Here is a 25,007-nt window from a genome sequence, read left to right as displayed (position 1 = left end):
CTCGCGTCTGAGGTAACCCGGTCGTACTGTGTCGAAGCCATGGTCGTCTTCCTCTCGTGCACCAGGGAGTTGCCTGAATACGAAGGCGGCCCCTCCGCCGGGCCGCCGAACAGTGCTGAAGGTAGGCGGCTCCCACTGAGGGCATCAATTACCTCCGAGGTAATCAGCCCATCGCATCCAGCGGCCTGCGCGCACAGTTGACGATTCCCGCCCTGTCGCTGCCCTCCGTAGGCGGGGGTCCCTCGCAGCTCGATAGGGAATGACGCTCTCCCGCACGGGAATCCATAGCGTTCTCGGATCCTTGGTGTGCAAGAGCTCGTTACGCGTGATCCTCCACCGATGCAACAAAACCGGCCCAGGCGGCACGGCCGACGGATATGTGCGGGCCGTGCGGCCTTGTCGAGTCGCGTACTCCCACAGTCGCGGCCAGGTCGGCGACTTCCACGCACTCCGTGCCGCTGCCCCCGCTGTACGAGGACTTGAACCAGTGACCGATCCCGTGATCCATCAAAGCTCCCTGCTCACTTGTCTCAGGAGCGCGGCAGACCGCTCGATGTCCAGGGCCTGCGCACGCAGGTACTCGAACGCCAACTTATAACGTGCCAGTTCTGCGGGCTTCTCCATGAAAAGTCCGCCACCGATGATGTCCACGTAGACCACGTCGAGTTCGGGGGCCGGGCCGCCGAGGATGACGAAGCTCCCGACCGCGGCCGCGTGGGCGCCCGCTGCGAACGGGAGCACCTGCACGGTGACGTGCGGCCGATCCGCCTGTTCGAGGAGGTGGCTCAGCTGGTCACGCATGACGTGACGGCCACCGACGGCCCGCCGCACGACCGCCTCGTCGATCACGGCCCAGAGGTGGGGTGGCTGCGCCCGCTCCAGGAGTTCTTGGCGCTTCATACGGATGTCCACCATGTGCCCGATCTCCTGCTCCGAGCACCGCATCTCCGAGGCGCGATGTACGGCTTCGGCGTAGGCGCGGGTCTGCAACAGGCCCGGCACGTACATGCAGGCGTAGTGATCCTCGCTGACCGCCTCGTCCTCCAGCGTCAGCATGAGGTTCATCGACTCGGGGACGGAGTCTGCGAGGTAGCGCCACCAGCCCTGGATCCGGGCGCCCTTGGCCAGGGCGACGAGTGCGCTGCGTTCCGCGTCCGTTGCCCCGTACTCGCGGCAGAGCGCGTCCACCGCAGGCCACTTGACCCCGCCCTCCTTCCGCTCGTAGCGACTCAAGGTCGCCTTCGAGATGCCGACCAAGGCGCCTGCCTCCTCCAACGTGAGGCCCGTGCGCTCACGGAGGCGGCGTAGATCGGCGCCGAGTTGGCGCCTACGGGTGGTGGGTCCGACTGCCATGACGGTGATTCCTCACGTTGATCCTTCAGAGGGTGCACGGCGATGTCTTGTCCGAGCAAGGCGGCGTACGCCGGGGGCGCGTGGTGTCCGGGCGTGCTCCCGAAGCTTGATGGTGAGAGTTCCAAAATGAGAGTTCCAGTGTCAGTCTTCTCCGTAGAGTGGTTGCGATAGGTGACTGCGCGTGTGGCGAGAGTGGTGATCGGCGTGGGTGGCTGCCGCTTCGGTGTGGTGCGCCGAGCCTGGGACATCTCGTTCCCGGCGGAGCCCAAGGAGCTCGCCGGTCTCAGACGAGTGATCAGGTCGCACCTTGCCCTGTGGGGCCTGGCGGACACCGTGCGGGACGCCCAGCTCTGCGCGACGGAGCTCGTGACGAACGTGATGGAGCACGTCGGCGTGGGGACGCCGACTCGTCTGGCCGTCTCGATGAGCGGCAGCCGGCTTCGCCTAGAAGTCTGCGACCCGGAGATCCGGGCGCTGCCTACTCCCGGCCCGGTGGCGGAGGGGCACGAGCGAGGACGGGGCCTGATGCTCGTCGACGGTGTTGCCGAGCGGTGGGGCATTGTCCTCCGACGCGATTCCAAGGTCACCTGGTGCGAGCTTGCCACCGGGCTGCGATCGTCGATCGACCACGCCGAAGGACCACAAGTCGCCAAGGCCGAGGCGTTGCTGGGCCTGGTGGGGCTCGCTTCCCGGACCGAAGGGGCCCCGCAGGGGCCGCTGAGTCTCGCCCAGGCGGAGGAGGCCGCCATCGACGTGATCGCGGACCTCCTCCACTGGCTCCGGGCCCACGGGTGCGATCCGGACAGTGCCCTGGACCGTGCGCAGATGAGCTTCGAGCAGGGGAGGCGCGAGAAGTTATGACCTGGTCATCAACCCAGCGGGCTGCCCTGACTGCTTCTCTGGCCCTACGCGGGTGGCACTTCCCAGCCGCACGCTGGTCACGGGGAAGGTTTGACCATTTCCGCCCGCAAGGCCCTGGGAGTGCGCCACGATTCTCCGGCGCGGCTCTTGTGGCACATTCGGTGGCAGTTGGCGCACAGGAAGGCCAGGTCGTCGAGCTCGGTCTCGCGGACCCCGGACACGTGGAGGGGCAGGCGATGGTGCACCTCGATGTATCCCGTGCCGAGATCCCCGTAGAAGCTGCCGAAATCGAAATCGCACACCTCGCACTGCAGGGGCTGCCCCAGCTTCGCGGCTTGTGCAATCTTGCGAGCCCGGAGCCTTCTGTCACGTTCGCGATACAGTGCCCAGCGAGCGAGAAGGCGCCCCTCGACCGCCGAATTTCCCTCTTCATCCAGCTCATCTGGGTCCTGAGGAATGGCGTAAAGCTCTCCTGTGCCGATGCCCCGCCGCAGTGCGGCTGCGGCGAGGAGCATCTCAGTCGGCCGGGTGATGAAGGCGCTGATCATCTCCCTGTCCAGCCGGCCGCCCTTGGTCGGCGTGCCGACGTAGGCAGGATGGTTAGAGGCCAGGTCGGAGGTCTTGCGGCTGACGCTTCCGATGGACCGGAACTTGGGGATGCTGCGTGCAGCGCCCTCGTGGATGGGCAGGGACCGGAGCAGGTCGGACAGCTCCAGCACGCGTGGGTCGCCCTCGCGGAGTTCGTTCCAGCAGTTCTCGACCACGAGAGCGCAGGCAAGCATCAACTCGTCATGGGTCCATGCAGGGCTTCTCGGCATGGGCCATATCGTATGAGTGTTCGCTGTCACGTGTGGGGCGGTCGGAGTGTTGTGGTGCGTGACGCACACTGGAAGGCGATCGCGTTGTCAGTGGGGTCTGTCACCCTCTGTGATGGCTGGCGGGAACCGGTGCCAGTCGGGCACGTTAGGAAGGAGGGTGCATGACCAGCACTGAGAGGGCGTTCACCTCAGTTGAGATCTGCGCTGGGGCGGGTGGACAGGCGCTAGGGCTCCACGAAGCGCTGTTCAGGCACTTGGCGCTCATCGAGATCGATCCCCATGCAGTGGAAACGCTTCGGGCGAACGTGGAAGGAAATGAGGCCTGGGAAGGCTGCATGGTCAAGCAGGCTGACCTGACGAAGCTTGACCCGAAGGGCCTTCGCCTGGAGCTGGGTCTGGAGCCGGGGGAGCTTGATCTCCTGGCAGGTGGCGTGCCCTGCCCGCCGTTCTCGGTCGCCGGCAAGCAACTGGGCCGAGACGATGAGCGTGACCTGTTTCCGATCATGCTCAACCTTGTGGAAGAACTTGAGCCCAAGGCTGTGATGATCGAAAATGTCCGCGGGCTTCTGGAGCCGAGGGAGAAGTTCCAAGACTACCGTGAGGAGCTTCTGGAGCGCCTTGAGTCCATGGGGTACGGAAAGTGCTACTGGGAAGTGCTGGAAGCCAAGAACTACGGCGTTCCTCAACTTCGGCCGCGGGCCATCCTGGTTGCGCTGAAAACGGCGTACTTGCCCTTCTTCGCTCAGGCTAAGCCGAAGAAGCTTCCCGTGCGTACGGTGGGGGCGGCCCTCGAGGTGACGATGGCCAAGCGATTCGCGGAGGTAGATGATCCGCGTGCAGAGGACACGCTAAAGAAATGGCGTGATAAGGCATTCAAGGGCGTAGCTCCCACGCTCGTTGGTGGTTCCAAGAAGCACGGAGGGGCTGACCTCGGCCCGACCCGGGCTAAAAAGGCCTGGGCAGCCCTCGGCGTCTGCGGTCTTGGGGTCGCAAATGACTCCGAAGAAATGAAGAAGCAGGAAAGCTACGACCGTGATCTATTCGCTGCAGCAGGGCCGAAGCTAACGGTCGAGCAGGCGGCGATTATCCAGGGTTTCCCGCCGACCTGGAAGTTCAAGGGTAGGAAGACCGCTGCCTACCGGCAGGTGGGAAACGCGTTCCCGCCGCCGGTCGCTCAGGCGGTAGGTGAACAGATCATCGCAGCGTTGAAGGCGGGCAAGGAGGCCGGTGTCGTTGCTGCGGTACGTCAGGCGTGTTCCGAGACGGGCGACCAGGACAGCGAGCTTCTGTTCAGGCTGACCGAGCTCTCAGTCCCGGCTGTCCCGAAGACGGATAACCGTAGAAGCGATCGCGAGCGCGCAATCGTCGGCTGACTCGTGCTCCCAAAACCTCAGCACTGTCCAGCCAGCAGCCTGGAGATGAAGGTCTGTATCCCTGTCACGGCTCACGTTTCGAAGTACCTTCTCCGACCAGTAGCCGGAGTTGGTCTTCGGCGGAACGTAATGTGTCGGACAGCCGTGCCAATAACAGCCGTCAATAAAGACAGCCAACTTCGCCGGACGGAAGACAATGTCCGCCGTCCGGCGGAGGCCGGGCAGTGGCTTGGCCGCAACTCGGTACCGCAGCCCTTGAGCGTGCAGGAGCCTGCGCACTAGCAGTTCCGGCCTGGTGTCACGGCTCCGGATCGCCTGCATGTTCCGGCGTCGAGCGGCAGATGAAGCCCACGAGCCGACGGGAGGTTCCCAGGCGTCGTCGCTCATCATTTCTCGGGGATTCCAGCGTTCCTGAGGATGAGCTGCTTCTGTTCTTTGGTCATGGACTTGTTCTTCCGTGCATTGTTTCTGATAATGGCAGGAATCATTTCGAAGTCAATGTCGAGCGAGCGAAGCTCATAGACACTGATCTCCTCGATATCATACCAATGTACGTCAAGTCCGAGTTCCCGCAGTTCGCGAGCTCTGCGTTCGGTATGCACATTGTCTGCGGTCACGATACGTAGCATGGCTGCTTGAACGGGTTGAGCCAGGTTCTTCTGAAGCAGAGAGAACAGGTACTCGTGGGTCTTTCCGCTGTATGGGATTCTGAGGAGATTTGGCGGAATCATGTCCTTGTATTGTGAGTCCATTTCCTGCTTAATTTCTGCGCGAAGCAGTTTGAACTGATTGTTCTCGGGAGGGAGATCGCCGAGCATCCGCGACTGCATAGCCCGCGCAGCGATGTCCTTGGCGTAGGTGTATGCCTCGAAAAGTGACTGGGGAGTTGCGTGGTCCGGGATCTCGGAAAGCAGCATTCGCAATGCATGCTCGGCATCCGGTTTTAGTCTCTTCCACTCGCCCTCTGGGGAACGTCGATTCTTCATAGGGTGGATCCCTCCTTAGGTGTAAGCATAGGCAAAGGTGACATCAGTCGGGCTGTCTGTCCCTCGGGCTGAATGCCAACTGCTGCGCGGCGAGACCCTGCAGAATTTTTCTGTCGCGGACAGACGATGCGTTGATGATTTCGGCGAACCATGGGGCGATCCATGAAGAGCTGCGATAGGGCCATTCGCCGAGATGTAGACGGACGCCTGGAACCCAGTTGGGATCGGGCTGCGCCGTCGCCCGAGTTGCAGGCATGAACAGAACGTCTGGCTCTTCATCGACGACGGGTCGGCGCTCAAGCTGTGCGGTAGCGCCGATCACCCACCAGAGGAACAGCAAGCGGTGTGCGGTGTCAGGGATGGTGTACACCAGCACCTCCTCCAGGCCGGCCGCGTCGAGCGCGGCAGTCACAAGTTCTGGCGGAGGCGGGGTCCGGATTGCGGCAGCCTCGGTGATAGAGGCTGGTGTGGCGCCTACGGCAGCCCGGTCGATCTCCGCATAGGTCGTCTCTGCGATCTCTGCATGAAGGAAGCGGTTGATGCCGCGGTAGAAGGTCCCCGGAGTCTCCATTCGGAGCTCAGCTCCCGCTCGCATCCTCATCTCGCTCTTCAAGTAAGGCCAGGGGCGGGGCTCATTGCGGCCTTCACCTGCCGACTGGTACCAGTCCTCCTTGGTGTCGTTCGAAACGAAAAGCAGGTGGCAGCGGTTCTCTGAAGCGGCCATGTGTGAAATGGTCTCCTCCCAGAGGAGGAAATCTCCGGAAGACGCCAGGGCTGTTCCCTTTCCTGCATCCTTAAATCCGGGCGGAATAAGATTGGGGAATCTGTACAGCGACGCATCCTCAACGCGCCGCCGCGTAATCTCCGGATCGGGCGGACTGGCGATCTGGTCCCTGAACAATGTGGCAATCTGTGACAGTACCGTGTCGCTATAACCGGTTGGTGACACAGAGATGTCGTATTCCCGTAGCCTGGATGCCTGACCCTCAAGTGTGCTGCTCAGATCGCTCAGCAGGTCGCTGATCACCTTATCGGAAATCTGTTTCTCAAGTCTGCTGCTTGCCTCAGTGTCCTGTGCGTACCTGATCAGCATTTTCTGAGTATGTGATCGGGCCTCCTTGAGAGCCTTCTTGGCGTCACTGATTTTATTGCGGAGAGCTCGCTGGGACTCTTCAAGTGCCTTCTTCCTCCCTGTGATTACCCGATGGCGGTTCTGGAAGAACTCCAGACCTACCTGATGCGGTAGCCAGAGGAGTGGCTGCACGTTCAGAAGGGCGTCGAGGACCTGCTGCCGGGCGACGGGCGTGTATTCGTACAAACTGAGCAGGATGTTCGTATCGAGCACAATTGTGCCGTCAGTAAAAAATCGAGATCTTTCCGGGTCGCTCTCGGACGGACTCTTCTGAATCCAATCCCGGAACTGACTGATCATTGGAAGTTCGCCCTCAGGCCCAGTCACTGCCCAACTCCTCTTGTTGTGATGTGGCCAGGATGACGCCGTGGCCTCCCGGAGTGAGGCGGCGCCGCTGAGCTGCTTTTGTGCTGCCCTCCTGGGCTTCGGGCAACTGCGGGGCAGCCTCCACGTCATCGCCTGTCTGCGCGACGACCCAGAGCTCTCCGTCGATTTCGGCCTGCGGGCGGCCGCTATGTTCCGGACGTGCGCGCACGACACGATGCGCGACGAATTCTCCTTCTGCTGGGACCGGACCGCCCAGGTCCCTCGCTACGGCCTGGTGGGACTGGTAATCGCCCAGGATGATGATCCCCTCAGGGCGTAGTGCGGGGCGTGCGCGGCCCTTGCTTCCCTCGCGCACGCGCGCCATGTAATCGAGCTGCTGAGCGGCAGTTCGCACCACACCTCGGCCGATAGGCTTGCCGTGTACCGAACGGAAAAGTTCGCGTACACGAGCCTGCCCCTTATTCTTTCCGGGAATCAGAATGCGTGCTCGTGTTGCAGGGGGAAGGTGAAGCAACACGTTTTCTGGCAGCTCGGAGTCTTTCCAGAGCCATGTGATCTTGTTGCGATGTTCCGCTTTGACTGTGAATTTCATATCCCGATTGGTTCCGCCGTTGAGCCATTCGCGCTTGATGCGCAGCAAGCCCGCACTCCACCGGCTTTGGTAGTCATCTGCCCAGACGAGCAGGCATAGGTGATCCTCGGCTTCCGGGGGAATCATCCACGATCCGAAGTTCTGTGAGTACTTGCAGTCGACGTCGATTCCCTCTATGCGGTAGTCCATGTCGACGCCATCAGCGAACTCAAATTCGCGCTGCAGATTGATTTCAACAAGTGTTCCGGCGTGGGTCTTTTCTGTCTTGAGGAGGGTGGCCCAGTCGTATCGTCCAGTGGCCTCGCCGTTGAGAAGCTGGTCGATCGTGTCCCGTAGCACTCTGGCGAATCGGGTTCCGTGAGGGTCGAGCCTCATCAAATGATGGTGCACCACCATCAGTTCCGGGTCATCACAGACGCCTGATACAGGGCCGGGGGGTTCAAAAAGAGTCACGCTGGCACGCTTTCGTGAAAGAGATCGCCTGAGGGTGCGCACCTGATCAGACTCCTGACACCCGTGTGCAGTTCCCAGGGGGCGAGTGTGATCGCTCCTGCAGTCTGGTTGTGATGGTCGCCCGGATCCTGGAAGCGGCGGCCTGTCGGCGGCGCGTACCGTGCGAACGGAGGGATCACCTTGCAGGCCGCGGCAGCTGCGGAGGCCGTCTGACCACTGCGCGGCGCACCTGCCGATGCGGAGGCCCGGTGAGCGATGGCGAAGTGAGCCAGGGGTAGGCGCGGCCTGGGGCGAGAGCGGTCGGTCTCCCCCCAGGCTCGGGCTGAGGCGTCACCCGCCGCCGTGGCACCCCCCATAAGCCTCCCCCGACCCGCACCAGCAAGCCGCCGTCCGCGAAGGCGGCCAAGGGGTGGCGCGGCCTCGGGCGGCGAGGGTGGTTGCGTATTGGGGGAGGAGGGACGGGGTGGCGGGGGAGGTGGCTTCGGAGGCGGCGAAGGCCTCGTACGAGGGGACCGTGGCTGTGACGATGCCCAGGTTCGGGGTGCCCGCCGCGTGGAGGTCGCGCAGGGACTCCTCCAGGCGGGACAGGTGGGTCGCGTGGTCCACGTACTCCTCGGTCAACTCCGGGTACGTGGTGAGGAGTTCCCGGAGTTCCCCGTCGGGCCAGTGCAGCACCGCCACCGGGAACGGGCGGGACAGGGCCGTGCGGTACGAGCCCAGCTCCGCGCGCAGGCGGGTGATCTCGGCTTTCAGCTCCGCCGGGTCCGAGGAGCCCAGCGACCACAGGCGCTTCGGGTCGTGGAGTTCGTCCAGCGGGACCGGGGCCGTGTGCAGTGCGCCGGCCAGCTCGTCCCAGGCGTCATGGGGGAGAGCCAGCAGTCGGCGCACCCGGTGGCGGCCCGTGAGCAGGGACTGCACGGCGTACGGGACCTCCTCGCCCGGGGCCAGCAGCAGCGTCAGCGCCGTCGAGAAGAAGTCGTGCGCCGACTCCAGCTCGTCGTGCGCCTCCAGCGTCTCCGCGGCGACCTGCCAGGGCGCCGCGTCCAGCGGGCCCGCCGCGCGGATGCCCTCGATGATCGCGCGGGCCTCGGCCTCGTGTCCGTACTCCCAGAGGTTGGACGCCTTCAGGGCCTTGATCAGGTGCGGGTTCTCGACGGTGGACTCGGGGGCGGCCAGCAGGTCGTCGTAGAGCGTGCTCGCGCGGGCGCGGTCACCGGCGAGTTCCAGATGGGCCGCGGCCTGGAGGACCAGCGGCTCCTGGTCCTCGGGGTACTGCGCCGCGGTGCGGAGCAGGCGCTCGGCTTCGGTGGTGTGGTCAGCAGGCGTATCGGGGCGCATGGATCACACGGTACTGCCGGACCGCGGCCGTCGGGAGGAGAGGTCGGAAGCCGGGCCGGGAGCGGGGTCGGCGGTGCGGCGGTCGGAGGGGGTGGTCGGTGAGGGCGGTCGATGGGGGCGGTCGGTGGGGGCGGTCGGTGGGGGCGCAAAATCTGCCGACGGGTATGGAGAGTTCCGCGGGTTGCTTCTATCGTGCCCGCCGTGTGGGGACACGAGCGTGATCGAGGACGGGAGCCCTCGCATGGCGTGGTGGCGAAGAGGCTGGGCTCGCGGGGGCGGTCGCGGTCGCCGGGGGCGACATCTTCTTGTGCGCGGGCTCTGGGGTTCCGCCGAACTCTTCGTCACCCTCGGTGTCGTTCTGCTTCTCCTTGTCGTCCATCAGCTGTGGTGGACCAATCGGGAGGCGCGTGAGGAGGCCGGGCGTACCGTTCAGGCCCTTAAGCGGGAGTGGAGCCTGCCCCCTGCTGACCCGTTCCCGCCGGCCGTCCAGAGCGACGATCCCGTTGCGCCTGAGCCCGCGCCGCCCTCCATCGAGCCCGCGCCTCCCGCCGACAAGCCCGCCCCCGCCCCCCGCCGTGACCAGGACCAGGACCAGGCCTACGCCGTCCTCCGCATCCCCCGTATCGGCCTCACCGCCCCCGTAGCCGAAGGCACCAGCAAAGGCGGGGTCCTCGACCGCGGGTACGTCGGGCACTACACCCGTACCGCGCAGGCCGGGCGGGCCGGGAACTTCGCGCTCGCCGGGCACCGCAACACCCACGGCGAGCCCTTCCGGCGCATCGACCGGCTCCGGCCCGGTGACCGGATCACCGTCGAGACCCGGGACGCCGTGTACACGTACACCATCGACCAGACCCTCGCCCGGACCGCGCCCTCCGACAGCGGGGTCATCGCGCCCGTGCCCCGGAGCAACGTCACCACCTCCGCCGGGTACAGCGAGCCCGGCTACTACCTGACCCTCACCACCTGCACCCCCGAGTTCAGCTCCCGCTACCGGCTCGTCGTCTGGGGGAAGCTCACCGCCATGCGGCCCCGGTGACCGGGAGGCCGGCGAAGCAACCGGACACGGTCCGATCATCGTGTATAACGAAAGGAACGGATGCCGTACGGAGAGGAGACGCCCATGCCCGGCACCAACCGGCTGCGCGGCGCCTTCGCCCGGTTCCTCCGGCCCGTCGGTCTCCTCGTCCTCCTCCTCGCCGAGGTCGTCCTCGCCGAGGGCGGCGGCCTCTCCGCCGCCGTCGCGCTCGCCGCCACCGCCGCGGCCGGCTCCGCGCTCCTCGCCTGCTCCGTCATCAGCGCCCGCTGCGCGCCCCCGGTGCCCCGCACCCGGGTCCGTACGGCGATCAGGGACCGGGAGAAGCGCACCGCCTTCCTGCCGCAACGCGACCCCGACGCCCGTGGCCGGACCAGGCCCCGAGCGCCCGGGCACGCCCTCCTGACGGCCGCCGCCGCCGCGTAGAGCAGCAGGGCGCTCCCGCACGTTCCGCATGTTCCGCACGTCGAACCCGTAGCGCCCCGCCCCGCGTCGGCCGTCGTCATGCCGCGTACCGAACACCACGTTCGTACGTCCTTCTCCCGGCACGACGAGACCCCCGGAGGGCTCACCATGTCCGCCTTCATGTCCGCTTTCGCGAGCCTGGTCGGCTCGCTCGCCGATCTGCTCCAGCCGCTGTTCCACGGCGCGTCCACCGCCGCCGCGATCGTCCTGTTCACCGCGCTCGTCCGCCTCGCCGTCCACCCGCTCTCGCGGGCCGCCGCGCGGGGACAGAAGGCCCGTACGCGGCTCCAGCCGCAGATCGCCGAGCTCCGCAAGAAGCACGGGAAGAACCCCGAGCGGATGCAGAAGGCGATCATGGAGCTGCACGCCGCCGAGAAGGTGTCGCCGCTCTCCGGCTGCCTGCCGAGCCTGCTCCAGATGCCCGCGTTCTTCCTCCTCTACCACCTGTTCTCCAGCGGTTCCATCGGCGGCGAGCCCAACGCGCTGCTCGGCCACGACCTCCTCGGTGCCCCGCTCGGCGGGCGCTGGCACGACGCCCTCGCGGCCGGCGGCGTCTTCGGACCGCACGGGCTCGTCTACCTCGGGCTCTTCGCGCTCGTCCTCGCCGTGGCCACCTTCAGCTACCGGCTGACCAAGCGGCAGATGGCCGCCAACCCGATGGCGCCCGCCACCGGACCCGACGGGCAGCCCGTGCCCGGCATGGGGGCGATGGTGAAGATGATGCCGCTGCTCTCGTTCGCCACCCTGATCACCGTCGCCGTCGTCCCGCTCGCCGCCGCTCTGTACGTCGTCACCACGACCGCCTGGAGTGCCCTGGAACGGGCCTGGCTCTACCGGGACGTCTACGCGTCCGGCGGCGCCATGGCCAAAGCGGCGTAAGGCGCCATGGCCGAAGTGGAGTGATCGGGGCAGCCGACCACTCCGGTCCAGTGTGTGAACGAGGTCTTGCGGAGTGTTCACGACTCTTGGAGGATCAGCCAAGTCCTTCGTCGGCCGCAACCCGCCGGAGGGCCCCACCTCGAACAAGAGGAGTTGGACCGTTGAAGCTGCTTCGAGTCGGTACGGCGGGCGCCGAGCGTCCCGCGCTTCTCGACCGCGACGGGACTCTGCGTGATCTGTCCGGGATCGTTCCCGACATCGACGGCGATCTGCTCGCCGACGCCTCCGCTCTCGCCCGGGTACGGGCGGCCGCCGACGCCCCCGGCGGGCTGCCCGCCCTCGACCCGGCGGGGCTGCGGGTCGGGCCGCCGCTGGGGCGGATCGGCAAGATCGTGTGCATCGGGCTGAACTACCACGACCACGCCGCCGAGACCGGGGCGGCCATTCCGGACGAGCCGATCCTGTTCTTCAAGGCGCCCGACACCGTCGTCGGGCCGGAGGACACCGTGCTCGTGCCGCGCGGCAGCCGGAAGACGGACTGGGAGGTCGAGCTCGCCGTCGTCATCGGGCGCACCGCCCGCTATCTGTCCTCCGCCGAGGAGGGGCTCGCGCATGTCGCCGGGTACGCGACGGCGCACGACGTCTCCGAGCGCGAGTTCCAGATCGAGCGCGGCGGCACCTGGGACAAGGGCAAGAACTGCGAGACGTTCAACCCGCTGGGCCCGTGGCTCGTCACCGCCGACGAGGTGGAGGACCCGCAGGCCCTGGCGCTGCGGCTCTGGGTCAACGGCGAGCTGAAGCAGAACGGCACCACCGCCGACCAGATCTTCCCGGTCGGCGAGGTCGTCCGCTACCTCAGCCACTTTATGACGCTCTACCCGGGCGACGTGATCAACACCGGTACGCCCGCCGGGGTCGCGATGGGGCAGCCCGAGCCGAAGCCGTACCTCAAGGCGGGGGATGTCGTGGAGCTGGAGGTGGAAGGACTCGGCCGGCAGCGGCAGGAGCTGAAGGGGGCGTAGGCCGGAGCCGTACGGGGTTGGGGCGCCCCCCCCTGGAGCCGTACGAGGTCGGGAGCGCCGCCCCTGGAGCCGTACGAGGCCGGGAGCGCCACCCCGGGAGCCGTACGGGGTCGGGAGCGGCCCCCCGACCCCGTACGCGCGTATGCCTCTACGCCCCCAGCGTCGCCGCGAACTGCTCCAGCGCCTCGACCACCATCGCGTGGTCCTCCGCCTGCGGCAGCCCCGAGACGGTCACCGTGCCGATCACGCCCGCGCCCTCCACCGCGATCGGGAACGAACCGCCGTGCGCGGCGTACGCGTCCGGGTCCAGTCGGGACGACTCCTCGAACGTCGTGCCCTTCGCGCGGAACCGGCTGCCGACCAGGTACGAGCTCTCGCCGTACCGCTCGACCACCGCGCGCTTGCGGTCGATCCACGCGTCGTTGTCCGCGCTCGAACCCGGCAGCGCCGCGTGGAACAGCTGCTGCGGCCCGCGCCGGATGTCGATCGCCACCGGCGCGTGCCGCTCCCGGGCCAACGCGACCAGCAGACTGCCGAGCGCGAACGCGTCGTCGTAGGAGAAGTGCGGGAGAGTGAGCCGGCGTTCCTGGGCGATCAGCTCGGAGATCGTGGGAGAGGTGGTGGTCATGCGCGGTGCTCCTTGCCCGAAGCGTGCTGGGCCTCGTCGGGGTGCGGGAGAAGGGTTACGGAGACGCCTTCGCGGGCCGAGCGGCGCGCGGCTTCCAGTACGTCCAGCGCGGCGGCGGCCTGGAGCGCGGTGACCGGGTTCTCGCCGGTGCCCCGCACGGCGGCGGTGACGGCGGCGTAGTAGGCGGGGTAGTCGCCGGGCAGCGTGCGGACCGGGGTGCCGCCGCCGGTCAGCGGGGACTCGCCGGAGCCGAGCCGGCCCCACAGCTCCTCGACCTCCTCGCCCCACGGCTCACCGCCGGACCCCGGGCGCCTGCCCTCGCGCAGGGCCGCCTCCTGCGGGTCCAGGCCGTACTTCACATAGCCGGCCGCCGAGCCGAGCACGCGAAAGCGCGGGCCGAGCTGGGCCGCGGTGGCGCTGACGTACAGGTGCGAGCGGACCCCGTTCGCGTGCGTGATCGCGATGAACGTGTCGTCGTCCGCCGCCGCGCCCGGACGCCGTACGTCGGACTCGGCGTACACCTGCACGGCCGGCCCGAACAGCACCAGCGCCTGGTCGACGACGTGGCTGCCCAGGTCGTACAGCAGACCGCCGATCTCCTCCGGGTCGCCCGACTCGCGCCAGCCACCCTTCGGCTGCGGGCGCCAGCGCTCGAACCGGGACTCGAAGCGCTGCACCTCGCCCAGCTCACCGCCGGAGATCAGCGCGGAGAGCGTACGGAAGTCGTTGTCCCAGCGGCGGTTCTGGAAGACCGAGAGCAGCAGCCCGCGCTCCTCGGCCAGCGCCGCCAGCTCGCGCGCCTCGGCGGCGGTCCCGGCGATCGGCTTGTCCACGACGACGGGGAGCCCGGCCTTGAGCGCGGCCGTCGCGAGGGAGACGTGCGTCTTGTTCGGGGAGGCGATGACGACCAGGTCCAGCTCGTCCGCGCGCTCCCACAGCTCGTCCGGCGAGGCGGCGAACCGGATCTCCGGGTAGGCGGCACGGGCCTCGGCCCGGCGCTCCTCGTTCGCCGTGACGACCGTGTCGAGGAGCAGGCCCTCGGTCGCGGTGATCAACGGGGCGTGGAAGACGGAACCTGCCAGGCCGTAGCCGACGAGGGCGACGCGGAGGGGAGCGTTGGCAACCATGGTTTCCACTTAAGCAACGCTGTTGCCAAAGTGCAAGCGACCGGCACAATGGGCGGGTGAAGGGGAGTGAACCGTTGAACGGGAGCCGGACGAAGGACCAGGTCGGGTCGGCCCTACCGGGCCGGACGAAAGCCCAGACCGGGGTCAACCTGCCGGCGCTGCGCCACCACAACGCGGCGCTGGTCCTGGACCTGCTGCGGGCGGCCGGGGCGGAGGGCATCAGCCGGCTGGAGCTCGCCGAGCGCACCGGCCTCACCCCGCAGGCCGTCAGCAAGATCACCGCCCGGCTGCGGGCGGAGGGCCTGGCCGTCGGCGCGGGCCTGCGGCCTTCCACCGGCGGCAAGCCGCGTACGGTGCTCCGGCTCGTCCCGGACGCGCAGTTCGCCGTCGGCCTCCACCTGGACCGCGACGGGCTCACCGCCGTCCTGGTCGACCTCGCCGGCCGCCCGGTCGCCGTCACCACCGCCCCGCTCGACTTCGGCGCCCCGGCGGAACAGGTGCTGGCCGACGCGGCCGACGCCGTACGCGACCTGAGCGCGGCCGAGCCGCACCGGCCGGTGCTGGGGCTCGGCGTCGCCGTCCCCGGTCCGCTCGACCACCGGGACGGCGTACTCCACCGGGTCACCGGCTTCCCGCAGTGGGACGGCTTCCCGCTGCGCGACGCCCTCGCCGAACGCACCGGCCTCCCGGTCACCGTCGACAAGGACACCAACGCCGCGGCCCTGACCCTCTCCCTGAGTGAGCCGCCGGGCGACTTCGCCTACCTCCACCTCGGTACGGGGCTCGGCGCCGGCCTCGTCCTCGGCGGCGAGGTGCACCGGGGCGCGCGGACGGGGGCGGGCGAGTTCGGCCACCAGACCCTCCAGCTGGACGGGCCCCTGTGCGGCTGCGGCGGACGCGGCTGCATCGAGGCGCTCTGTCTGGCCGCCGAGGCCCGCGGCGACCGGGCGGAGGCGGCCCGGGTCCTCGGCGCGGGCGCGGCGAACCTCGTCGGGCTGCTCGACATCGACCGGGTCGTGCTGGGCGGCCGGACGGTGGCGGCCGACGAGGACGCGTACGTACGAGGCGTCCGCGCCGTGATCGAGGAGCGGGCCGCGCGGGGCGGCGGCGGAGACACGGTGACCGTGACCGTGGCGGGAGGCGGCGACCGGCCCGTGGCGGAGGGCGCGGCGCAGCTGGTGCTCGCGCCGGTGTTCGGGCGGGTGGGGGAGCGGGGGTAGGGGTTCGGGTCCGGGTCCGATCAGGCTGCGGGCGTGTCCGAACCCGACGGCCGTACGGATGTGGCTGCGGGCGTGTCCGGGATCGACTGCCGTACGAAGGTGGTGGCGGGCGCGCGTATCAGCAGGGCGGCCATCACCAGGGGAGCCGCCGTCAGGTACGCGATCCACAGCTCGCCGCCGGCCGTGCCGCCCTGCCGCGCCACCACCAGGGCGGCGGCGCTCATCACCACCCAGCCGATGTCGTAGGCGATCATCAGCCGTAGGCAGGTGGCCATCTGGCGGCGGCGGACGTACCTGACCTCGATGGCGCCGCCGATCAGCAGCGCGAGACCCGAGACGGCCATCAGCGGGACGGGCACACCGAGCAGATCACCGAAGGGCGCGCTGCCGATGACGAAGGCGGCGCCGAGCACCACCTTGAAGACGCCGTCACCGATGGCCCCTGCGAGCATGCCTGTCATGAGCGTTCCTCCCTGAAGCTGAAGCTGTGTGCCGAACCCGCTTTCCGTAATCCAGTTACTAGAATAACGGAATTATGAGAATGACGAGAGCTGAAACCAAGGAGCGCAACCGCCGTGCGTTGCTGGATGCCGCGTTCCACGTCGTCTCCCGGGACGGCCACCGCGCCAAGCTCGACGAGATCACCGAGCGGGCCGGGCTCACCACGGGCGCCGTCTACTCGCTGTTCGGCAGCAAGAGCGGGCTGCTCGGCGCCCTGGTCACCGACTACCTCCAGCCGCACTACGAGGAGATCGAGCGCGCGGTTCCGGCCGACGCGGATCTGGTGGGTGCGGTGGAGGCCTTCGCCCGGTACTACCGGCGGAGCTGTGACGCCGCCGACGCGGTGGCCGACCAGTCACTGCAGTTCACGCTGCTGGACATGGCGCTGCACGATGCCGAGGTGGGCCCCCGGTTCGCCGCGTCGGTCCGGGCGGAGGAGGAGCGGCTGGTCGCCCTGTTCACCGGCCGGACGCACGATGGGGCCACCGTGACGCGGCACCAGGCCCAGCGCCTGACCACCGCACTGCGGGCCGTGCTCATCGGTCTCAGCCAGGGCGTCCTCCTCGGCCTCGCTCCGGACGCCGACGAGCGGTACTTCGCCGATACCGCCCGCGCGTTGGTGTCGGGGGCGACGGTCCTCCAGAGGTGAAGCCGGTCGGGTGATCGTATGAATGAGTGTCGGCATGTCGACACTCTGGGCCCGCGCGCGCGTGGTTGCGTCGGAGGACACCGCCGGTGGCCGCCGCCCCGGTCGTCCGCGAGCAGCGAAGGGCCCCGCCATGTCCCCCACCTCCCGCGCGCGGCTGCGTGACGCCCGGGCGCTCGCCGCCGTCGGGCTGGCCGCCGGGATCGCGGTGCCTGCCGCGCTCCTGGGCGGTCCGCAGGCCGCAGCCCACCCGGCGGCGGCCGCCTCCGCCTCCTTAACGGCCGACGAGCAGCCCGCCTGCGGTGATCGGGGTGCCAAGGAGTTCCCGATCGAGACCCGGATCCAGGACGCTCCGAGGACGTACGCCTCCGGAGGCGGCCACCGCACCTGGTTCCTCGACCTCACCAACACCACCGACACCGCCTGCCACGCCCTGCACCCGGTGCTCGTGCTCAACGACGTGGACCGCGAGCTGACCGCCGACCAGATCCGGCTGACGTTCTCCGAGGACGGCCGCCCCGGCGCCGAACACCGCGTGACCTGGGAGACCACCGACCGCCACGAGCAGATCGGTGTCTTCGACGGCGCCCCCGGGTCCACCGCCGGCGACGACTTCCCCGGGTTCACCGTCCCCGCCGGCGCCACCGTCAGCGTCCGGGTCCGGATGGCCTTCACCTCCGCCGCCGGCCCCGGCCGGATCACCGCCCACGCCGCCGTCGTCCAGCGCCACCACCAGGACAAGGCCAAGGGCGGCGGCCGCGAGGACGGGGACTGGGTGGGGGAGTCGGGGACGTACCGGTTCGTGATCGTCGACGGGGTCACCGGCGAGTACCCGCGGCCGGAGGCCACCGAGGAGGACCGCGGCGGCCGTACGGAGGTGCCCGCCGAGCCCCGCCCCCGTACGGACACGACCTCAGCCGCGCCCACGCCTTCCGCCACGCCCGTACCCACCTACACCGGCCCCGGCAAGGAGCCCGCACCGGACCCCAGCTCCCTTCCCCGTACGGAACCCGGTACGGAGCCTCGTACGGAATCGTCGGCGCCGCCCCGAGCCGGCGACGCGGAGCAGCCCCCGCGCCCGCCCCACTACACGGACGGCCGGCCGCTCCCCGAACTCGCCCGCACCGGACCCGAGCTGCTGCCGTGGGCCGGAGCGGCCGCCGCCGCGCTCGTCCTCTGCGGCGGCGCGCTCATGGCGAAGGGCCGCCGGATGCGCCGGACCCTGGACTGACCACCACCGCGGCCTGACCACCGACCACGGCGGCCTGACCACCACCGCGGCCTGACCACCGACCACGGCGGCCTGACCACCACCGCGGCCTGACCACCGACCACGGCGGCCTGACCACCACCGCAGCCTGACCACCGACCACGGCGGCCTGACCACCACCGCAGCCTGACCGCCACCACCGCGACCAGGCCGTTCACCTCCGTCTGCCACCATCGGGCGGTGGACTACCCGAACGACCAGGCACCTGGCGCACCGATCCGCTCCGGCATCCCGGAGCACGGCCGCATCCCCAAGTACTACGCGGTCAAGGCCCGGATCTCGCTGCTCATCGACGAGTTGGGCGAGGGCGGGCTGCTGCCCACCGAGCGGGATCTCGCGCTGCGCCACGAGGTGTCGCGCGAGACCGTACGGCAGGCGCTGCGCGAACTGCTGCTGGAGGGGCGGCTGCGGCGGCAGGGGCGCGGGACCGTCGTCGCCGGGCCCAAGCTGGAGCAGCCGCTCTCGCTCGCCAGCTACACCGAAGGCGTCCGACGCCAGGGCCGACGCCCCGGCCGCCACCTCATCGGCCTGGAACGCTTCCCCTGCCCCGACGCGCTGGCCGCCGAGATCGCGGTGGCGCCGGGCGAACCGGTCTGGCACCTGGAGCGCGTGCTGCTCGCCGACGACGAGCGGGTCGGCCTGGAGAGCACGTACGTCGGTGTCGCCCGACTCCCGCGCCTGGACGTCGAGTTCGACCCGGACTCCTCCTTCTACGCCTACCTCCGCGACCGGCTCGGCATCGCCTTCGGAGACGCCGACGAACGCATCGAGACCGTCCTCGCCACGCCTCGCGAAGCTCTCCTCATCGGGACTCCGCCGGCTCTGCCGATGCTCCTCCTCCACCGGCTCTCGCGGGACACGGAGGGGCGGCCGCTGGAGCGGGTGCGGACGCTGTTCCGAGGAGACCGGTTCTCCTTCACCACGCATCTGAGCGGCGGCGGTAGCGGTAGCAGTGGCGGTAGCAGCGAGCGCTGACGGGCGTCTGAAAATCGACCCTCCGTGAGCCTTGTTGCATAACGGGAAGGTAACGGGTCTAGTCCAAGCTTGGGGGTCGTTCACCATCCCGTTGTCGACCGGATGTGTCCGGGACATTCGCCCCGAGGAGCGTGGCCGCCGTGAGAGTCATCGTCGTAGGAGCCGGCGTGGTGGGAACCATGCACGCCTGGCACGCAGTCAGCCGCGGCCACGAGGTCGTACAGATCGAGCGCGAGAGCGAGGCGCGCGGGGCATCGCTCCGCAATTTCGGACAGATTTGGGTCAGCGGCCGGGCCGGTGGCGAGGAGCTGGAGACCGCGCTGCGGGCCCGGGAGCTGTGGGAGGGGATCGGGCGGCGGGTGCCGGGGCTCGGCTTCCGGGCCTGTGGTTCGCTCACCCCGTTGCGGACCGCCGCCGAGATCGCCGTGGCCGAGGCCGCCGTCGCCCGGCCCGACGCGGCGGCGCGCGGCTACAAGCTGCTCACCGCCGAGGAGGCCCGCGCCCTCAACCCCGCCCTGCGCGGCACCTTCACCGCCGCCCTGTGGTGCGAGCGGGACGCGGCGGTCGAGCCGCGCACCGCCCAACTTGCCCTCAAGACAGAGCTGCGGGCCTCCGGGCGGTACACCTACCTCGGTGGCCGTGAGGTCCGCGAGGTCGTCGGTGCCGCCTCCGTGCGCGACGACCACGGTGACGTCCACGCCGGGGACGCCGTGATCCTCGCGACCGGTGCCTGGCTCGGCGGGCTGGTGCGCGAACTGGCCGGGCCCGCGCTGCCCGTGCGCCGCGTCCGCCTCCAGATGATGCAGACCGACCCGCTCGGCGAACCCCTCACCACCTCGGTCGCCGACGCCGACAGCTTCCGCTACTACCCCGCCTACCGCAGCCCGGCGCTCGACGCCCTCAACGTCCACCAGCCCCAGGACCCCGTCGCCGCCGAACACCGCATGCAGCTCCTCATGGTCCAGCGGAACGACGGCGGGCTGACCATCGGGGACACCCACGAGTACGAGCACCCCTTCGCCTTCGACACCGTCGAGGAGCCGTACGAGCACCTCACCCGGGTCGTCGAGGCCTTCCTCGGCCGGCCGCTGCCGCGCATCAGGCACCGCTGGGCGGGCGTCTACGCCCAGTGCACCGACACCTCACGCGTCGTCCACCGCCAACAAGTGGCCGACGGGGTCTGGCTGGTGACCGGACCCGGCGGGCGCGGCATGACGTGCTCACCCGCCATCGCCGAAACAACCGCTGACCAACTGGGCTGGTGAACAAGATGACTTCAGCGACACCTGCGACCGACAACCGCTTCGACCTCGTCGTCCTCGACATGGCCGGCACCACCGTCGCCGACGGCGGCCTCGTCGAGCAGGCCTTCTCCGCCGCCGCCGAACGCCTCGGCGTACGGCCCGGATCCGGCGAACACGAGCGTCAACTCGCCTATGTGCGCGCCACCATGGGCGAGTCCAAGATCTCCGTCTTCCGGCACCTCTTCGGGGACGAGGAGAAGGCCCGGTACGCCAACACCGCCTTCGAGGAGGCGTACGGAGATCTCGTCGACGGCGGCCGCATCGCCCCGATACCCGGTGCGCGCGAAGCCATCGAGCGGCTCACCGCCGAAGGCCGCACCACCGTCCTGACCACCGGGTTCGCCCGCACCACCCAGGACGCCATCCTCGCCGCCCTCGGCTGGCAGGACCTCGTCCCGCTCACCCTCTGCCCCGCCGACGCGGGCGGCCGGGGCCGGCCCTTCCCGGACATGGTGCTGGCCGCCTTCCTGCGCACGGGGGCGGTGGACGACGTGCGGCGGATCGTGGTGGCCGGGGACACCTCGTACGACATGCTCAGCGGCGTACGCTCCGGCGCCGGGCTCGTCGCGGGCGTCCTCACCGGCGCCCACGACGCCGGCCAGCTCGACCGGCACGGCGCCACGCACGTCCTCGGGTCCATCGCCGAGCTGCCGGACCTCATCGCGCGGGCCGAGGCATGAACGCCCACAACACGGCCACCGCCCCCAGCGGCATCCGGTTCGACGGCGTCAGCGTCGCGTACGGGGAGAACACCGTCCTGGACCGGCTCGACCTCACCGTCGAACCCGGTGAGGTCATGGCCCTCCTCGGGCCCTCAGGCTCCGGCAAGACCACCGCCCTGCGCGCCGTCGCGGGATTCGTCCGGCCCGTCTCCGGGCGGGTGCTCATCGGCGACCGCGACGTCACCCAACTGCCCCCGAACCAGCGCGGCATCGGCATGGTGGTCCAGCAGTACGCGCTCTTCCCGCACCTCAAGGTCAAGGACAACGTCGCCTTCGGCCTGAAGGCCCACCGCACGCCGAAGGCCGAGATCGCCGGGCGGGTGGCGGAGGCCCTCGAACTCGTCGGCATGGTCGCGTACGCCACCCGCTACCCCCGCGAGCTCTCCGGCGGCCAGCAGCAACGCGTCGCCATCGCCCGCGCGCTGGCCATCCGCCCCGGCGTCCTCCTCCTGGACGAGCCGCTCTCCGCGCTCGACGCCCGGCTCCGCTCCGGCATGCTCGCCGAACTCGCTCGGCTGCACCGTGAGTTGCCGGACGTCTCCATCCTCTACGTCACCCACGACCAGGTCGAGGCGCTCACCCTCGCCGACCGCATCGCCGTCATGGACCGCGCCCGCCTCCAGGACTGCGGCACCCCCGAGGAGCTCTACCGCCGACCCCGTACGGAGTTCACCGCCTCGTTCGTCGGCAACGCCAACCTCCTCCCGGTCACCGTCACCGGCCCGGGACGCGTCGAGCTGGCGGGCGCCCCGCTCGACGCCCGTACCGACACCGCCGCCTCCGGCGCCACCGCCACCCTCTGCGTCCGGCCGCACCTCGTCGGCCTCGGCGCCGGGCCCAACGCGCTCACCGGCAACGTCACCGAGGTCCAGTGGCGCGGCTCCACCCACCGCGTCCACGCCGACGTCGGCGGCCACCCGCTGATGGCCGACCTCCGTGAGCTGCGCGATCCTCCGGCGCTCGGCGACCCGGTCACCCTGCACTTCGCACCGGAGGACGCGGTGCTGCTCCCGGCCGGCGCGGCACGTGAGCGGGAGGTGGCCAGTGGCTAGCACCCCCGCGGCCCTCCGCCGGAAACCCGCAGGCCTCGCGAGAACACCCGCCTGGGCCTGGGCCCTCCCGCCCGTCCTGGTCCTCGCGCTCGGCTTCCTCTACCCGCTGGCCCTCGTCGTCCGGCAGTCCTTCACCCCGGAATCGCTGGACGAGACGGCCACCGGCGCCTCCCTCTCTCCGTACACCGAGGTCTTCGCCTCCACCGCCTTCCGTGAGGCGCTCACCACCACCGTCTGGCTCGCGGTCGGCGCCACCGTCGGCTGTCTGGTCCTCGGGTTCGTCCTCGCGCTGGTCATCGCCTTCGTCCCCTTCCCCGGCGGCAAGGCCGTCGCCCGGTTCATCGACGTCTTCCTCTCCTTCCCGTCCTTCCTCATCACGCTGGCCCTGCTCTTCATCTACGGGTCGGTCGGCATGGCCAACGGCGCCTGGACCGGCGTCACCGGAGCGGCCGAAGGGCCCTTCCACTTCCTGACCACCCCGTGGGGCGTCCTGCTCGCGGAGATCACGTACTTCACCCCGTTCGTGATGCGCCCGCTGCTCGCCGCCTTCTCCCAACTCGACACCGCCCAGCTGGAGGTGGCCTCCTCACTCGGCGCCGGGCCGCTGCGGATCGTGCGGCAGGTGATCCTGCCCGAGGCGCTCCCGGCGCTCGCGGCCGGCGGCAGCCTGGTCCTGGTGCTCTGCCTGAACGAGTTCGGGATCGTCCTCTTCACCGGGGCGAAAGGGGTCACCACACTCCCGATGCTCGTCTACAGCAAGGCGATCCTGGAGTCGGACTACCCGGCCGCCTGTGTCGTCGCCGTCGTCAACGTCGTTCTCTCCGTGGGGCTTTACAGCCTGTACCGGGTGGTGAGCCGTCGTGCTGGTGCATAGCCGTACGGGAAAGTGGGCCACCTGGTCCGCGTTCGCGCTCCTCTTCGTGCCGCTCTTCGCGGTGCCCCTCCTCGTCATCCTCGCCGCCTCGTTCGCCACCAACTGGTCCGGCGCCCTCCCCTCCGGCCCGACCACCACCCGCTACACCGCCGCTACCAGCGGCGACTCCCTCCAGGCGCTCACCACCAGCCTGGTCACCGCGCTCTGCGCCAGTGTGCTCGCCCTGGTCCTCGGCGGCTGGGCCGCGCTCGCCGCCGACTCGCTCGGCCGGCGCGGAAAACGGTTCCTGGACGCGCTGTTCATGCTGCCGGTCGCCGTGCCGTCCGTGGTCGTCGGCCTCGCGGTGCTCGTCGCCTTCAGCCGGCCGCCGGTCCTCCTCAACGGCACCCGCTGGATCGTGATCATCGCCCACACCGTCCTGGTCACCGCCTTCGCCTACCAGTCCGTCTCGGCCGCCGCCCGGCGCCTGGACCCGATGTACGAGCAGGCCGCGGCCAGCCTCGGCGCGAGCCCGGCCCGCGTCCTGTGGCGGGTCAGACTGCCGCTCCTGCTGCCCTCGCTGACAGCAGCCGCCGGGCTCTGCTTCGCCCTGTCCATGGGGGAGTTGAGCGCCACGATGATGCTCTACCCGCCGGACTGGACCCCGCTCCCGGTGCAGATCTTCGCCGCCACCGACCGCGGCTCGCTCTTCACCGGCGCGGCCCTCGCCGTGGTCCTGATGGGGACGACGCTGCTCGTCCTGAGCGCCGTCTCCCGCATCCGGACCCGCGCCTCCTACCGCTGACACCCCCGAACCCCTTCACGTAACCGCTTCAGGAGAAGACATCCCATGCGCACCCCTGCCCTCACCCGGCCCGTCGCCGTCCTCGGCGCCCTCTCCCTCGCCGCTGTCACCCTCACCGCCTGCGGGGGCACCTCCGACGCCTCCGACGAGAAGGTCGTCACCGTCTACAGCGCCGACGGCCTCAAGGGCGAGAACGGCGACGGCTGGTACGACAAGGTCTTCGAGGAGTTCGAGAAGGAGACCGGCATCAAGGTGAAGTACGTCGAGGGCGGCTCCGGCGAGATGGTGCAGCGCACCGTCCGCGAGAAGTCCAACACCCAGGCCGACGTACTCGTGACCCTCCCGCCCTTCATCCAGCAGGCCGACGAGAAGGGACTGCTGGCGGCGTACGAGCCGAAGGGCGCCGACCAGGTCGACGCGGCGGACAAGGCGCCCGACGCCAAGTGGACCTCGGTCGTCAACAACTACTTCGGCTTCATCTACAACAAGCAGCGGCTGAAGACCCCGCCCCGCACCTGGGAGGAGCTGCTGGACGCCTCGTACAAGGAGAAGGTCCAGTACTCCACGCCCGGCGTCGCCGGCGACGGGACCGCCGTGCTCATCAAGGCCATGCACGACTTCGGCGGCAAGGAGCCGGCGATGGCGTACCTGAAGCGGCTCCAGACCAACAACGTCGGCCCGTCCGCCTCCACCGGCAAGCTCGCGCCCAAGGTCGACAAGGGGGAACTCCTCGTCGCCAACGGGGACGTGCAGATGAACTACGCCCAGTCCAAGGACATGCCGAACCTCGCCATCTGGTTCCCGGCGAAGGGCGAGGGGAAGCCCACCAGCTTCGCCCTCCCGTACGCGGCCGGGCTGCTGGCCAAGGCGCCGCACAGCGAGAACGGCAAGAAGCTGCTCGACTTCCTTCTCTCCGAGAAGGCGCAGCGCGATGTCAGCGCGGTCGGCGGAGGGTTCGCCGCGCGTCAGGACATCAAGGCCACTGACGCCAACGCCACTGAGCTGAAAAGCCTGTTGGAAGGCGTGGAGATCTTCGAGCCGGACTGGTCGGACATCGGCGCCAACCTGGACACGTACATCGACGCCTGGAAGACGGCCACCGGCAGCTGACCGGCCACCTCTCGGCCACGGTCTCCTGCGAAGGTCTGTTCCCGCACAGCTCTGGACCCGGCCCCATGGTCTCGTCAACATAACGGGTCTGGTCCAGAAGGCAGTTCGCGAAGTCCCCCCGTCATCCACTCCCGTCATCCACCCCGTGTCACCGTCCCC

At 69.2% G+C, this 25,007-nt stretch carries 27 protein-coding genes; 16 read left to right on the top strand and 11 right to left on the bottom strand.

The features are described 5' to 3' along the window. Positions 1-319 precede the first annotated feature (319 nt). Both ACQP09_RS11255 and ACQP09_RS11250 read right to left on the bottom strand, forming a co-directional pair. Entirely contained in the window at positions 320-508 is a 189-nt protein-coding gene (locus ACQP09_RS11255; RefSeq protein WP_151510768.1) for a DUF397 domain-containing protein, read from the bottom strand. Further along, positions 508-1,353 (bottom strand): helix-turn-helix domain-containing protein, encoded by an 846-nt coding sequence (locus ACQP09_RS11250; RefSeq protein ID WP_433398084.1) that lies wholly within the window; start codon positions 1,351-1,353, stop codon positions 508-510. Before ACQP09_RS11250 ends, ACQP09_RS11255 begins: the two co-directional genes overlap by 1 nt. A gap of 183 nt (positions 1,354-1,536) precedes the next feature. Between ACQP09_RS11250 and ACQP09_RS11245 the strand changes: the two genes are divergently transcribed. After that, positions 1,537-2,214, top strand: a complete 678-nt coding sequence (locus tag ACQP09_RS11245; RefSeq protein WP_433398082.1) for an ATP-binding protein — start codon at positions 1,537-1,539, stop codon at positions 2,212-2,214. Between the two features lie 77 nt (positions 2,215-2,291). Here ACQP09_RS11245 and ACQP09_RS11240 read toward each other — a convergent pair whose 3' ends face one another. After that, complete coding sequence (locus ACQP09_RS11240; RefSeq protein ID WP_433398080.1) at positions 2,292-3,032, bottom strand: HNH endonuclease; 741 nt, start codon at positions 3,030-3,032, stop codon at positions 2,292-2,294. Positions 3,033-3,193: 161 nt separating this feature from the next. Between ACQP09_RS11240 and ACQP09_RS11235 the strand changes: the two genes are divergently transcribed. Continuing rightward, positions 3,194-4,405, top strand: a complete 1,212-nt coding sequence (locus ACQP09_RS11235) for a DNA cytosine methyltransferase (protein ID WP_433398078.1) — start codon at positions 3,194-3,196, stop codon at positions 4,403-4,405. Here ACQP09_RS11235 and ACQP09_RS11230 read toward each other — a convergent pair. The 5 genes from ACQP09_RS11230 to ACQP09_RS11210 form a co-directional block, all read right to left on the bottom strand. Further along, the gene (locus ACQP09_RS11230; RefSeq protein ID WP_433398076.1) at positions 4,340-4,795 is read right to left on the bottom strand and encodes a very short patch repair endonuclease; all 456 of its coding nucleotides are present in this window, start codon (positions 4,793-4,795) and stop codon (positions 4,340-4,342) included. The two genes, ACQP09_RS11235 and ACQP09_RS11230, sit on opposite strands and share 66 nt — an antisense overlap. Next, a complete protein-coding gene (locus ACQP09_RS11225) occupies positions 4,792-5,391 on the bottom strand; it encodes a hypothetical protein (protein WP_433398074.1) in 600 nt (199 codons plus the stop codon). Before ACQP09_RS11225 ends, ACQP09_RS11230 begins: the two co-directional genes overlap by 4 nt. A 43-nt stretch (positions 5,392-5,434) precedes the next feature. Then, positions 5,435-6,823 carry a PIN-like domain-containing protein gene (locus ACQP09_RS11220; RefSeq protein ID WP_433398072.1) on the bottom strand — a complete coding sequence of 463 codons (1,389 nt, stop codon included), beginning with the start codon at positions 6,821-6,823 and terminating at the stop codon, positions 5,435-5,437. A 13-nt stretch (positions 6,824-6,836) separates the two neighbouring features. Further along, positions 6,837-7,838, bottom strand: a complete 1,002-nt coding sequence (locus ACQP09_RS11215; RefSeq protein ID WP_433406555.1) for a NaeI family type II restriction endonuclease — start codon at positions 7,836-7,838, stop codon at positions 6,837-6,839. 387 nt (positions 7,839-8,225) lie between these two features. Then, a complete protein-coding gene (locus tag ACQP09_RS11210) occupies positions 8,226-9,233 on the bottom strand; it encodes an SEC-C domain-containing protein (RefSeq protein ID WP_433398070.1) in 1,008 nt (335 codons plus the stop codon). 241 nt (positions 9,234-9,474) lie between these two features. Between ACQP09_RS11210 and ACQP09_RS11205 the strand changes: the two genes are divergently transcribed. From ACQP09_RS11205 to ACQP09_RS11190, 4 genes are all read left to right on the top strand, one after another. After that, positions 9,475-10,272 (top strand): class E sortase, encoded by a 798-nt coding sequence (locus tag ACQP09_RS11205; RefSeq protein ID WP_433398068.1) that lies wholly within the window; start codon positions 9,475-9,477, stop codon positions 10,270-10,272. An 84-nt stretch (positions 10,273-10,356) separates the two neighbouring features. Continuing rightward, the gene (locus tag ACQP09_RS11200) at positions 10,357-10,695 is read left to right on the top strand and encodes a DUF6412 domain-containing protein (protein ID WP_433398066.1); all 339 of its coding nucleotides are present in this window, start codon (positions 10,357-10,359) and stop codon (positions 10,693-10,695) included. 147 nt (positions 10,696-10,842) lie between these two features. Continuing rightward, positions 10,843-11,613: a YidC/Oxa1 family membrane protein insertase gene (locus ACQP09_RS11195; protein ID WP_433406553.1), complete on the top strand. Its 771-nt coding sequence runs from the start codon at positions 10,843-10,845 to the stop codon at positions 11,611-11,613. A gap of 161 nt (positions 11,614-11,774) precedes the next feature. Then, positions 11,775-12,635, top strand: coding sequence for a fumarylacetoacetate hydrolase family protein (locus ACQP09_RS11190; RefSeq protein ID WP_433398065.1), 861 nt, complete (start codon positions 11,775-11,777; stop codon positions 12,633-12,635). A 148-nt stretch (positions 12,636-12,783) separates the two neighbouring features. Here the strand turns inward: ACQP09_RS11190 and ACQP09_RS11185 are convergent, their stop codons facing one another. Then, on the bottom strand, positions 12,784-13,263 hold the full coding sequence (locus tag ACQP09_RS11185) for a heme-degrading domain-containing protein (RefSeq protein ID WP_432152080.1): 480 nt from the start codon (positions 13,261-13,263) through the stop codon (positions 12,784-12,786). Continuing rightward, on the bottom strand, positions 13,260-14,390 hold the full coding sequence (locus ACQP09_RS11180; protein ID WP_433406552.1) for a Gfo/Idh/MocA family oxidoreductase: 1,131 nt from the start codon (positions 14,388-14,390) through the stop codon (positions 13,260-13,262). Before ACQP09_RS11180 ends, ACQP09_RS11185 begins: the two co-directional genes overlap by 4 nt. Before the next feature lie 74 nt (positions 14,391-14,464). Between ACQP09_RS11180 and ACQP09_RS11175 the strand changes: the two genes are divergently transcribed. Continuing rightward, complete coding sequence (locus tag ACQP09_RS11175) at positions 14,465-15,610, top strand: ROK family transcriptional regulator (RefSeq protein WP_433398063.1); 1,146 nt, start codon at positions 14,465-14,467, stop codon at positions 15,608-15,610. A gap of 20 nt (positions 15,611-15,630) precedes the next feature. Here ACQP09_RS11175 and ACQP09_RS11170 read toward each other — a convergent pair whose 3' ends face one another. Next, on the bottom strand, positions 15,631-16,071 hold the full coding sequence (locus ACQP09_RS11170) for a hypothetical protein (RefSeq protein WP_433398061.1): 441 nt from the start codon (positions 16,069-16,071) through the stop codon (positions 15,631-15,633). 80 nt (positions 16,072-16,151) lie between these two features. Here ACQP09_RS11170 and ACQP09_RS11165 point away from each other — a divergent pair, with 80 nt between their 5' ends. The 9 genes from ACQP09_RS11165 to ACQP09_RS11125 all read left to right on the top strand — a co-directional run bounded on the left by ACQP09_RS11165 (position 16,152) and on the right by ACQP09_RS11125 (position 24,848). Next, the gene (locus ACQP09_RS11165) at positions 16,152-16,760 is read left to right on the top strand and encodes a TetR/AcrR family transcriptional regulator (protein ID WP_433398059.1); all 609 of its coding nucleotides are present in this window, start codon (positions 16,152-16,154) and stop codon (positions 16,758-16,760) included. Positions 16,761-16,890: 130 nt separating this feature from the next. Continuing rightward, positions 16,891-17,988: a peptidase gene (locus ACQP09_RS11160; protein WP_433398057.1), complete on the top strand. Its 1,098-nt coding sequence runs from the start codon at positions 16,891-16,893 to the stop codon at positions 17,986-17,988. A 219-nt stretch (positions 17,989-18,207) separates the two neighbouring features. After that, positions 18,208-19,002, top strand: coding sequence for a GntR family transcriptional regulator (locus tag ACQP09_RS11155; RefSeq protein ID WP_433398055.1), 795 nt, complete (start codon positions 18,208-18,210; stop codon positions 19,000-19,002). 140 nt (positions 19,003-19,142) lie between these two features. Further along, the gene (locus tag ACQP09_RS11150) at positions 19,143-20,267 is read left to right on the top strand and encodes a TIGR03364 family FAD-dependent oxidoreductase (RefSeq protein WP_433398053.1); all 1,125 of its coding nucleotides are present in this window, start codon (positions 19,143-19,145) and stop codon (positions 20,265-20,267) included. A 5-nt stretch (positions 20,268-20,272) separates the two neighbouring features. Further along, on the top strand, positions 20,273-20,986 hold the full coding sequence (locus ACQP09_RS11145; protein WP_433398051.1) for a phosphonatase-like hydrolase: 714 nt from the start codon (positions 20,273-20,275) through the stop codon (positions 20,984-20,986). After that, positions 20,983-22,080, top strand: coding sequence for an ABC transporter ATP-binding protein (locus tag ACQP09_RS11140; RefSeq protein ID WP_433398049.1), 1,098 nt, complete (start codon positions 20,983-20,985; stop codon positions 22,078-22,080). Before ACQP09_RS11145 ends, ACQP09_RS11140 begins: the two co-directional genes overlap by 4 nt. After that, positions 22,073-22,954: a 2-aminoethylphosphonate ABC transporter permease subunit gene (locus tag ACQP09_RS11135; RefSeq protein ID WP_433398047.1), complete on the top strand. Its 882-nt coding sequence runs from the start codon at positions 22,073-22,075 to the stop codon at positions 22,952-22,954. Before ACQP09_RS11140 ends, ACQP09_RS11135 begins: the two co-directional genes overlap by 8 nt. Then, complete coding sequence (locus ACQP09_RS11130; RefSeq protein ID WP_432152069.1) at positions 22,941-23,738, top strand: ABC transporter permease; 798 nt, start codon at positions 22,941-22,943, stop codon at positions 23,736-23,738. The genes ACQP09_RS11135 and ACQP09_RS11130 overlap by 14 nt, the downstream gene beginning before the upstream one ends. Positions 23,739-23,783: 45 nt before the next feature. Then, positions 23,784-24,848, top strand: a complete 1,065-nt coding sequence (locus ACQP09_RS11125; protein ID WP_433398045.1) for a 2-aminoethylphosphonate ABC transporter substrate-binding protein — start codon at positions 23,784-23,786, stop codon at positions 24,846-24,848. Positions 24,849-25,007 lie beyond the last annotated feature (159 nt).

The organism is Streptomyces sp. CA-146814 (genome assembly GCF_050942385.1).
Lineage (GTDB): Bacteria > Actinomycetota > Actinomycetes > Streptomycetales > Streptomycetaceae > Streptomyces.
This window is presented reverse-complemented; position numbering and strand designations above follow the sequence as displayed.